Source organism: Stackebrandtia soli (genome assembly GCF_965137155.1).
Lineage (GTDB): Bacteria > Actinomycetota > Actinomycetes > Mycobacteriales > Micromonosporaceae > Stackebrandtia > Stackebrandtia soli.
Genome location: NZ_CBCRZX010000064.1, coordinates 1 through 9,878 on the forward strand (window position 1 = coordinate 1; position 9,878 = coordinate 9,878).

Genomic DNA, 9,878 nt, shown 5'->3' on the forward strand with positions numbered 1-9,878 from the left:
GGCTTGCGCGGTCCGGCTGGACGGGGTGCGGGTGAGGGTCACGCGATCGCGGCGGTGACGGCGTCGAGCAGCTGCGTCATGGAGGCGGAGCCGCCGAACATCCAGATCTTGTCGGGGAAGCGGTGGACGTCGTCGTTCTCGACGAACGGCAGGCCGGTCCAGATCGGGTTGTCGGCGAGGTCCTCGGTGTAGACGTCGGGTTCGCCCGCGCCGCCGATGTACCAGTAGATCGTGTCCTCGGGGAGTTTGGTCAGGCCTTCGACGTCGGTGGGCGCGAGGCCGTAGGCGGTGTCGCCTTCGAGGCTGTCGATGGTGTCCCAGGCGTTGGCGAAGCCGAGTTCGGCGAACACTCCGCCGATGAGGGACCCACCGGTGAAGGCGCGGACGACGATCGCCTCGCCCGTGTTGTACGAGTCGGAGAACGCCACGGACGCGTCGGCGTACTCGGAGGCGGCGACGGCTTCGGCCGTCGCGGCGAGCTTCTCGTCGAAGGCCGTCTTGAGCTCGGCGGCCTTGTCCTCGGTGCCGGTGGCCTTCGCGACGAGGTCGATGTTCTTCCACATCTGTCCGATGGGGTCGGACGAGTCGCCGCCGGGGACGACGATGACGGGTGTGTGCTTCTCGATCTGCTCGATGGCGCCGTCGACGAGGGAGTCGGTGACGAAGAGTACGTCGAGTTCGAGGTCGAGGAGGGTGTCGAGGTTCGGCTCGCCGCGCGTTCCGATGTCGGTGGCCTTCGGGTCGAGCGTCACGGCGCTGTCCCACGTGTTGAAGCCCTCAACGTCGCTGACGGCGGTCGGTTGGACGCCGAGCGAGACGAGGTGCTCGATGACGTTCCATTCGGTGCCGCCGACCTTCTTGGCGGGACCGTCGAGGGTCACCTTCTCGCCGCGGGCGTCGGTGACCGTGATCGGGTCGCCGCCGGAGTTCTTGTCTCCGTTGGGGTCTTCGGTGGTGCCGCACGCGGTCAGCGCGAGCGCGGCGACCACCACGGCCGTCAGGGCCGATAGGCGCTTCACAGCAGTTTCTCCTTGTTAGCGGGGGTTGGTGACGCGAGCGCGCCGGGACCGGGCACCGGTGCGGAGCAGCCCGGTGTGGGGATCGTGGTGGACGTCGATGGCAATGCCGTAGGCGTCGGTGAGCAGTTCGGCGGTGAGGACGTCGACCGGGTCTCCGGCGGCGGTGATCCTGCCGTCGACGAGGAGGATGACATCGTCGGCGATCGCGGCGGCCTGGTCGAGGTCGTGCAGGACGACTCCGACGGCGATGTTGTGATCGTCGGCGAGTTCTCGGACGATGTCGAGGAGTTCGACCTGGTAGCGCAGGTCGAGATGGTTGGTCGGTTCGTCGAGCATGAGGATCGACGTGTCCTGCGCGAGGCAGCTGGCCAGCCAGACGCGCTGCATCTGGCCGCCGGAGAGCGTGTCGACGGCGCGATCGGAAAGGCCCGCGACGTTGGTCATCGCGAGGGCGCGGTCGACGATCGCGGGGCCGTCCGGGTCGTTTCCGCCCCACCGGGACCGGTGCGGGTGGCGACCGTATTCGACGACCTCTCGGACGGTGACGCCGCCGGGCGCCACGCGTGACTGGGACAGCAGGGTGAGGCGTCGGGCGAGTTCGCGCGGGGCCAGCTCGTGGATGGACACGCCGTCGGCGAGGGTGAGTTCGCCCGATCGCGGGGTGTGCAGCTTCGCCATCGCGCGCAGCAGGGTCGACTTGCCGCTGCCGTTTGGTCCGATGAGGACTGTTACGCGGCCGGGCGCCAGGTCGACCGAGACGTCGTCGACGGCCATGAAGTCGCGATACCCGGCGCGTATGTTGCTCGCGCGCAGCTCAACGGCGCCTTGCTTTCCAGGGGACACACGATGAAGGTAAGGCAAACCTAATTATTCCGCAACTTCCGGGTAGCGGTATTTGACATTTGCCACTACCGCCACCCCGGAGAGACATGGGTCGATCACCTACGGCACTCGGCGTGCGAGACCGGCCACCCCTCCGACACGTCCTGACCGAAGGGCGGAATCCCCGACCCCGCGTCCACAGCTACGGTGACCTGGTGGCCCGCATCCCCAACGACTGGCGCAGCATCACGCTGATCACCGGCGCCGTCATCCAGACCGTAATCCTGCTCGCGGGCGTGTACACGCTCGCCGTCACCAAGAGCGACCTCGCCGGAGCCATCGCGCTCGGCTCGTGGTCGGCCCTCGGTCTGCTCGGCGGTGCCCTGTACCTGGCGCGGCCGCTCATCGACGCGGAGTTGGCCTACCGGGGATCGCAACCGCTCGACAAAGCCGCGGCCACCCCGCCGGCCAAGGAATCGAGCCTCGCACCGCTCATCTGCGGTCTGCTGCCGCTCGCGCAGGTCCCGCTCGTCGGAGGCATGGTCTGGTTCCTCTCGAGCGATCCCTCCGTCGACCTGAGCTACATCCTCATGGACGAAGGCGTCGGCGGCGCCATCGGCACGTTCTTCATCACGTTCCTCGTCGCCTACCTGTTCGAGCTCCTCGGGCTCCTCGTCCTGCTGCTCGTCGGGCTTCCGCTGGTACTCCTCACGACGGCGCTCCACAGGTACGTCCGCAACCGCGACGGCGGTTCCCTCGGCGTGGCGCTCGTCGCGCTCATCATCCTGGCGATTCTGCCAATGAGCGTCGCCGCCGTCCTCGCCATCGACGGGCCGTCCGGGCGCGGTGGTGGCCTGGGGCGGCTCCTCGTCGTGCTCGGTTTCGAATCCGAGCAGTACTACGTGGTCGACGAGGGCTGGTTGTGGACGGCTCGCATCGTCAGCCTGCTCTTCCTGGCGGCCCTGATCACGTTCGTCGTCGCCGGAAAGAACGCCGCGAAGGCCGCCAAATCCCGGAAGCGCGGGTAGTCCCAGACGGGGCGGACCGTCGACCTTGTCAGGCCGACGGCGTCACCGCGATGTTCCACGCGTGACCATCGAGGTCGGCGCACACGGCCGTGAAACCCCACGGCTGCTGACGCGGTTCGACGACCACCGTGCCACCGGCCCGCTCGATGCGCTCCGCCAACTCCGTCACCTCGCGCTCCTCGGAGAACGACAGACCGAGTAGACACTCGTTGACGCCCGGCGCGGCCACCTCACGACCGGCCAGCACCCAACCGAAGCCGCCACTGGGGATCAGCATCAGCAGGGTGCCCTCGTTGAGCTTGAACTGCAACGGTTCCGGCACTCCGTCCTCCGCGGGCTCGCCGATGACCTCGAACCCGAACACGTCACGGTAGAACTCCATCGATCGCGGCCGATCGGCGATGGGGAGGCTGATGACGAGGGGGTCGGCCTTTGCGTGCATGAGTGCTCCGATCTTCGCAGTGGCGCACCATATTAGATCGGGGTACCGACAGAAACCGGCACGAACGCGAACCGGCCGGACCGTGCCGCGCGGGTCGTCAATCGAGGCGACGGCGAAGGCCCGGATCGGCCGTTGGGATCGATCCGACGACAACAAGCGTCCACAGAGGCATATGCGCGCGACGGGCGGACCCGTGCCGGGACTTCGGCGGCCACGATCCGAGGACCCACACGCGTACGACGGAGGACCACTCGACCGGCCCCAGCGCTCGCGGTCGCGGGGCACGCCTCAGAGGGATTCCTGGAGGGCCGCCCGGAGTGCGAGACGGTGCTTGCGGCGGATCTCCGCTTGACGATGGGCGCGCTCGTCCTCGTCGGTCTCCGGCTGGACGGGCGGAACGGCGCGCGGCTTGCCGTTGTCGTCGACGGCCACCATGACCAGGTGTGCGGCGGCGACCTTCGTCGGTGGAACCGAGCTGTCCCAACGGTCCGCGGTCACGGTGACGGCGACCTCCATGGAGGACCTGCCCGCCCAGGTGATGCGGGCGTCGGCGTGCACGACGTCGCCGACGCGCACCGCCACGAGAAAGGCCATCTCGTCCATCGACGCCGTGACGGCCGGGCCGTCGGAGTGACGCGCGGCGACGACCCCGGCGACCGAGTCGATGAGCTTCAGAATCACACCACCATGGACAGTCCCCAGCAGGTTCGTGTCCTGTGGCCCCATGATGTTCGACACGACCAGGCACGACGCCGAGGGCGGTCGGGGAGTCAGGAAGTCGTCGCTGGTCATGGTTTCCTCCATAGGGTGTCGGTGATCAACGGGGGTCACTCCCCCATCAGGTCGGACGGGTCCGTGTTCGCTCCGCACAGGATGACGGCGACGCGCTCGCCAGGCTCGGGCCGATAGTGCCCGGTGGTCAGCGCCGCCCACGCGGCGGCGGTGCCGTGTTCGACGACCATCCGCCACTCGTCCCACAGGTGTCGGCGCGCCGCGACGATCTCCGCGTCCTCGACCAGGACGGAGCGGACGGCGCTCGCACGGGCGAGCGCGAACGCGATGTCGCCGATCCGGCGTGCGCCGAGCGAGTCGGCGGCGACCCCGGAGACGTCAACGTCGACGGGTGCGCCGTGGTCGAGCGCCGTCGCCAGGGTCGGGATCGTGCAGGGTTCGACGGCGACGACGCGAAACCGGCCCCCGGACGCGGCGACGATCCCGGCCATGAGCCCGCCACCGCCGACGGAGACGACGACGGTGTCCAGTTCGCCGTCCAGCTGGTCGAGGAGTTCGAGAGCGAGAGTGCCCTGACCGGCGCAGATCTCGGCCTGGTCGTACGCGTGGCAGAACAGGACGTCCTCGGCATCGGCGTCGGCGAGCGCGGCCTCGTACGCCGCCGAGTACTCGGCTCCGACCTGGTGGACGGTCGCACCGAGGGTGCGGAGCTTCGCGACCTTGACGGCGGGAGCGGTCGTGGGAACGTACACGGTCGCGGGCAGTCCCTGCCGGGCGGCGACGTACGCGACGGCGAGGCCGGCGTTGCCTCCGGAGGCGGCGACGACCCGGCTTGGTGGGTTCGGCCCTGCGAGCGCGGCGAGGACGCGGTTGGTGGCACCGCGCGCCTTGAACGAGCCGGTGTGCTGGGTGAACTCGCATTTGAACGTGAGTTCGGTGGTGCCGCCCGATAGGACGGAGCCGACGCGAAGGACGGGGGTGCGGCGGACGTGCCCGGCCACGCGTTCGGCGGCGGACGTGACGTCTGCGGTGGTGATCATGTCGCTCCCACTTCGTCTCCAGCGGCTCGGCCCGCGCCGACCGATACCGAACGGCGTGCCGAGCCTCCGACCGATCCGACCTCGGCGGCGGCCGGTTCTCAAGGCCGCCGTGACGTGGCGGTGGTTCGGTGGCACCGTGCCCACGAGGACGACGGGACGATGGTCACTGTAGACGCCCGCCGCGCCCGCTCCCGTGACGATAGCGAGACGGCGGCCCGGGCGGGTCGGAGCGCGACGGTGATCTTCGCGACGATCCGACGCGGGCGGGCCGACGACGCTGTCCGGAGTCGCGGTCAGCCGAGGACGTGACTGTTCCAGGCGACGACCGCGTCGATGTAGGACATGTCCATCTCGGACACGTCCGGGACGGCGACACGCTCCAGGTACTCCGCCTCCGGAGCCATCACCTTCGCGATCTCGGCGGGGATCGCGATGTCCGTCACGGGGCGGAAGTACGACTTCGCGAACAGGCGCTGAGCGTCGCGCGACAGCGCGAAGGACAGGAACGCGTCGGCGTTGTCCGGGTGGGGCGCGTTCTCGAGTTTGCCGAGCATGTACGGCATCGCGATCGTCCCCTCCTTCGGCAGGATCACGGTGATGTCGTCGGACGCGGCGGCGAGACGGTACCCGGTGGCGTCGGTGTCGATGAGGATCGGCACGTCACCGGACAGCACCGCGCTCGGGTCGGAGGTGGTCAGGAGGGACGCGCCGTTCCCGAGCAGGTCCTCGGCCCAGTCCGTCGCGGGCTCCCAGTCGTCGGGGTCGCCGCCGAGGGCGCCGTTGACGGCGGTCAGGGTCGCGTATCCGGCGCTGACGCTCACCGGGTCGAGAAAGGACACCATGTCGCGATAGCGCTTCTTGGTGAGGTCCTTCCAGCCTTTGGGGAGTTTAGTGTCGCCGAGGACCTCGGTGTTTACGATGATCGCGACCGCCGCGGTGTGCACGGTGAACCAGGTCTTGTCGGGCGATCGCAGCTCCACGGGGACGTCGGCGAGCCGGTCTCCGTCGAAGGGCGCGATGAGTCCGTCCGAGTGGGCGCGGAACGCGTGCAGTGGCTCGAGGTAGGCGGTGTCGACGGTGGTCGCGTCGCCTTCGGCTTCGAGGCGGTCGATCGTCGCGTTCGCGGCGTTGTCCTCGCTGGGCACGGTGATGCCGGTCGACTCGGTGAACGCCGTGCGGACGTCGCCCCAGTTCGCTCCGGTCGTGGTGCTGGCGGTGACGAGGGTATCGCCTTCGCCCAGGATCGCGGTGCAACCCGTGGCGGTGGCCGTGGCGAGTAGGAGCACGCCGACCCGGCGCGCCCACGTTCGGTGGACGTTGATGGTTCCCCTCCTGGCGGACGTGTCGGCGGCGTCGCGGGAGGCGCGTCGAACGCGGCGGGCGCCGCCGAACCGGTGCGACGTCCGTCGCGTGCAGTTTCAACAACCCCAAGTAACGACGAACATCGATACTTGACAGAGAGCATACGTGACGTGACGGATACGGACTCACCCCGCCCGCACGGCCGACTCGCGGGAGGGCCGTGACCCGCAACCGAAGCACCGCAATGGACCCCGGCGGTCCGGTACACGCGACAGGGCCACCCGGACGATTCGTCCGGGTGGCCCTGTCGAGGTTCGAGGGCTACCGCCCCATCGCCTCGTCGTATTCCTTCATCGCGGCGTCGAGATCGGCGAGCGCCTTTCCTTGCGCCTCGAAGTCGCCGTCGGACTGCGCCTGCCGCAGGTCGGCGATCGCCTTGTCGATCTTCTCGAGGGCCGCCTTCACCTCCGGCGAGACCTCGTCGGCCGGTTCCTCGGGTTCGTCACCGGGCTCCTCCGGGTCCTCTGGATCCTCCGGTGTGGGCGTTCCGGTGTACTGCGCCACGAGGGACGCGATGGCGTCCTCCAATGTGTTCTCGTAGGCGTACAGGTTGCCGTACGAGACCATCACCTTCTGAAGTCGTGGCAGGCCGGTGCCTCCGGAAGCGGACTCGCGTTCCAGGTAGACCGGTTCCACGTTGAGGATGCCGTTGCCGAGCGGCAGGGTCAGCAGGTTCCCGAATCGGACCTTGCTGCCCTCCTGGTTCCACAGTTTCAGGTCCTCGGCGACGTCCTGTGAACCCGTCAAGGTCTGATGGACCTGCGCGGGCGACTCGATCAGGTTGGAGCCGCTCGCCCCGATCTCGTACAGGTTCAGGACGGGGTTGCCGTCGGCGTCGTAGTACCCGGACAGGACACCGGCGAGCGCGTTGGACCGCTGACGCGGCGAGAACGTCGTCGTCAGCTGGAACTCGGGGTTGTCCTGCTCGGGCAGTTGGGCGAGCACGTAGTACGGCGGCTGCGCGACGCCGTCGGAGGAGGTCGGGTCGTCCGGGGCCTCCCACACGTCGGTGGCGTCGATGAAGGTGCGCGCGTCGGTCACGTGGAACCGTTGCAGCACATCGCGTTGCAGCTTGAACTGGTCGACGGGGTAGCGGAAGTGCTCGACGAGCTCCTCCGGCGTCTCGTCACGCGGCTGGACGATCCCGCCGAACGCGGAGTTCCAGACCTTCAGGATCGGGTCCGTCTCGTCGTACTCGTAGAGCTCGACGGTCCCGTCGTACGCGTCGACGGTGGCCTTCACCGAGTTGCGCAGGTAGTTGACGGGCTTGTTCGACTGGTTGACGGTGCCTTGGCCCGAGTAGCTGTCGCTCGTCGAGTCGCCGAAGTCGGTGACCTCGGAGTACGGGAAGCTCGCGGAGCTCGTGTAGGCGTCGAGGACCCACTTGATCCGGCCGTCGACGACGACCGGGTACGGGTCGCTGTCGACGGTCAGGAACGGGGCGACCTTCTCGACCCGCTGGCGGGGGTTGCGGTCGTAGAGCAGTTTCGAGTTCTCGTTGAACACGTCCGAGAGCAGGAACTGCATCGCGCCGAACTCCCAGGCGTAGACGGCGCGTCGCCACAGCGAACTGACGTCGACGCCACCGGTGCCGTCGTAGGTGACGTAGGTGTCCTCACCCTGGACCTTCTCGTCGCCCTCGGCGCCGTCCTCGCTGGTCGTTCCCTGCGCGGGCCGGTCGTACTCGCGGGGTTCCGAGCCGTCCGGGATGCCGACGATCGCGTAGTCGTTGTTCAGTTCGCCGAAGTAGATCTCCGGGCGCTCGATGTCGATGAAGTCCTTCGCGGCGCGGCACTCGTTGTCGACGGCCTCGTCGCCTTCGTCGGACAGGTTCGTCAGGGAACCCGACACGAAGTAGGGGCGACCGTCGCAGACGACCCGGGTGGTCGGCGCGGCGACGAAACCGTAGCCGTGGGTGTAGCGGGTGTGCCGAACGGTCCAGTCCTGCTGGTCCTCGTTGAACTTCGAGGGGTTCAGTTCACGAACACCGACTACGTAGTCGCGAACGTTGCCGTCGGCATCGGTGTACCGGTCGATGTCGAGCTTGCCGTTGAAGTCGTGGAAACCCTTGGCCTGCTGCATCTGCGTGAACGTGTCGGACACGATCGACGGGTCGAGCAGGCGCAGGTACGGACGGGTGTTCTCGTCGTCGGCGACGACGTTCGGGTCGGCGTTGCCGTTGACGGTGATGTTGTACTTGTGCTCGTCGTCGTTGACGGTGCCCTCGAGCGCGTAGCCGTACAGCGTTCCCTCGATGGTGTGCTGGACGTAGTCGCCTTCGGCCTGCGGCACGTTCGGCTTGACCTCGATCTGCTTGATCGCGAACGGGTAGATCCCGCCGATCGCGATCGCCGACAGCAGGACCAGGCCGAGCGCCATGCCGGGCACGAGGAGGCTACGGGCGTAGAAGTTCGAGAAGACGACGACCGCGACGGCCGCCATCACGGCCACGACGATGAGGATCTCCTTCGCGGGCAACAGCGCCGTGATCTCCGTGTAGCCGCCACCGGTCAGGTTGGTGACGTCGTTCTCCTGCAACGTCAACGCGAACCGGTCGAGGTAGTAGGCGACGGCCTTCAACAGCACGAACAGTCCGATGAGGATGGACAGGTGGACGCGCGCGGCGGTCGTGATCCGCTCACCGCGTCCCGACATCCGAACCGCGCCGTACAGGTAGTGCGCGCCGAGGGCCGCGATGATGCCGACGACGACGAGGGTGAAGCCGACGCCCGTCAGGTACTGCCAGAAGGGCAGTTCGAAGACGTAGAAACCGGCGTCCACATCGAAGATCGGGTCCGTGCGACCGAACTCGCGGGAGTTCGCGAACAGGAGGTACTGCTGCCAACGGTTCTGCGCGGAAACACCGGCGAAGCCACCCACGATGAGCGCGACCCCGGCGATCCACCAGCCGATGCGGGGCTCCAGCAGCGATCGATACCGTTCCATGCTCTGCTGCTCGGGGGTGTGCGGAACACTGTCGGGGCGGAATCGGTACGCCACGAACAGGTTCGCGCCCGCCCAGATGGCCATGACGCCGCCGATGGCGACGAACATCCACACTCTCGTCCAGATCTCCGTCGAGAAGACCCTGGTGTAGCCGACCGAATCGAACCAGAGGTACTGCGTGTACAGGCTGACGAACCAGCCTGCCACGGTCAAAAACGCGATCACCCCCGCCAATAGACCGAGCACATATCGGCCTCGTCGATTGATGTGCGGTATGGGCGTTCGGGTGGCCACGTGAGTCTCCCTCGTTCGATCGTGGGTGTTATGTCTAGCAGGTGGGCGGTTGCCCGCCGTCGCGCAGTGTTTCCAGCGCGGTCAGTGCGTCATCGAGCGTGTCGACCGTCACCAGCAGCAGGCCTTCGGGGGCGTTCGCGGCGGCGGTGGGGCAGTTGGCGCTCGGGGTCAGGAAGACGGTCGCGCCGTCGGC

8 protein-coding genes are annotated in these 9,878 nt (G+C 68.0%); 1 reads left to right on the forward strand and 7 read right to left on the reverse strand.

From position 1 onward, the window contains the following. Positions 1–38: 38 nt before the first annotated feature. Together ACM9NP_RS22455 and ACM9NP_RS22460 are read right to left on the reverse strand one after the other, a co-directional pair. Positions 39–1,019, reverse strand: coding sequence for an ABC transporter substrate-binding protein (locus tag ACM9NP_RS22455; protein ID WP_415648753.1), 981 nt, complete (start codon positions 1,017–1,019; stop codon positions 39–41). Between the two features lie 15 nt (positions 1,020–1,034). Then, positions 1,035–1,862: an ABC transporter ATP-binding protein gene (locus tag ACM9NP_RS22460; protein ID WP_415648754.1), complete on the reverse strand. Its 828-nt coding sequence runs from the start codon at positions 1,860–1,862 to the stop codon at positions 1,035–1,037. Positions 1,863–2,056: 194 nt separating this feature from the next. Between ACM9NP_RS22460 and ACM9NP_RS22465 the strand changes: the two genes are divergently transcribed. After that, positions 2,057–2,869 (forward strand): hypothetical protein, encoded by an 813-nt coding sequence (locus ACM9NP_RS22465; RefSeq protein ID WP_415648755.1) that lies wholly within the window; start codon positions 2,057–2,059, stop codon positions 2,867–2,869. Positions 2,870–2,897: 28 nt separating this feature from the next. On the opposite strand, the gene ACM9NP_RS22470 is transcribed toward ACM9NP_RS22465, so the two are convergent. The 5 genes from ACM9NP_RS22470 to ACM9NP_RS22490 all read right to left on the reverse strand — a co-directional run bounded on the left by ACM9NP_RS22470 (position 2,898) and on the right by ACM9NP_RS22490 (position 9,616). Beyond that, positions 2,898–3,311, reverse strand: coding sequence for a VOC family protein (locus ACM9NP_RS22470; RefSeq protein ID WP_415648756.1), 414 nt, complete (start codon positions 3,309–3,311; stop codon positions 2,898–2,900). A gap of 288 nt (positions 3,312–3,599) precedes the next feature. Continuing rightward, the gene (locus ACM9NP_RS22475) at positions 3,600–4,103 is read right to left on the reverse strand and encodes an acyl-CoA thioesterase (protein ID WP_415648757.1); all 504 of its coding nucleotides are present in this window, start codon (positions 4,101–4,103) and stop codon (positions 3,600–3,602) included. Positions 4,104–4,138: 35 nt separating this feature from the next. Continuing rightward, positions 4,139–5,083: a threonine/serine dehydratase gene (locus tag ACM9NP_RS22480; RefSeq protein ID WP_415648758.1), complete on the reverse strand. Its 945-nt coding sequence runs from the start codon at positions 5,081–5,083 to the stop codon at positions 4,139–4,141. A gap of 293 nt (positions 5,084–5,376) precedes the next feature. Then, on the reverse strand, positions 5,377–6,369 hold the full coding sequence (locus tag ACM9NP_RS22485) for an extracellular solute-binding protein (protein ID WP_415648759.1): 993 nt from the start codon (positions 6,367–6,369) through the stop codon (positions 5,377–5,379). 337 nt (positions 6,370–6,706) lie between these two features. Beyond that, entirely contained in the window at positions 6,707–9,616 is a 2,910-nt protein-coding gene (locus ACM9NP_RS22490; protein ID WP_415648760.1) for a UPF0182 family membrane protein, read from the reverse strand. Positions 9,617–9,878: the final 262 nt, after the last annotated feature.

Excerpts from the sequence above, each read along its gene's own strand:
- ACM9NP_RS22470 (WP_415648756.1), bottom strand. The coding sequence starts at position 3,311 with ATGCACGCAAAGGCCGACCCCCTCGTCATCAGCCTCCCCATCGCCGAT.
- ACM9NP_RS22475 (WP_415648757.1), bottom strand. The coding sequence starts at position 4,103 with ATGACCAGCGACGACTTCCTGACTCCCCGACCGCCCTCGGCGTCGTGC.
- ACM9NP_RS22480 (WP_415648758.1), bottom strand. The coding sequence starts at position 5,083 with ATGATCACCACCGCAGACGTCACGTCCGCCGCCGAACGCGTGGCCGGG.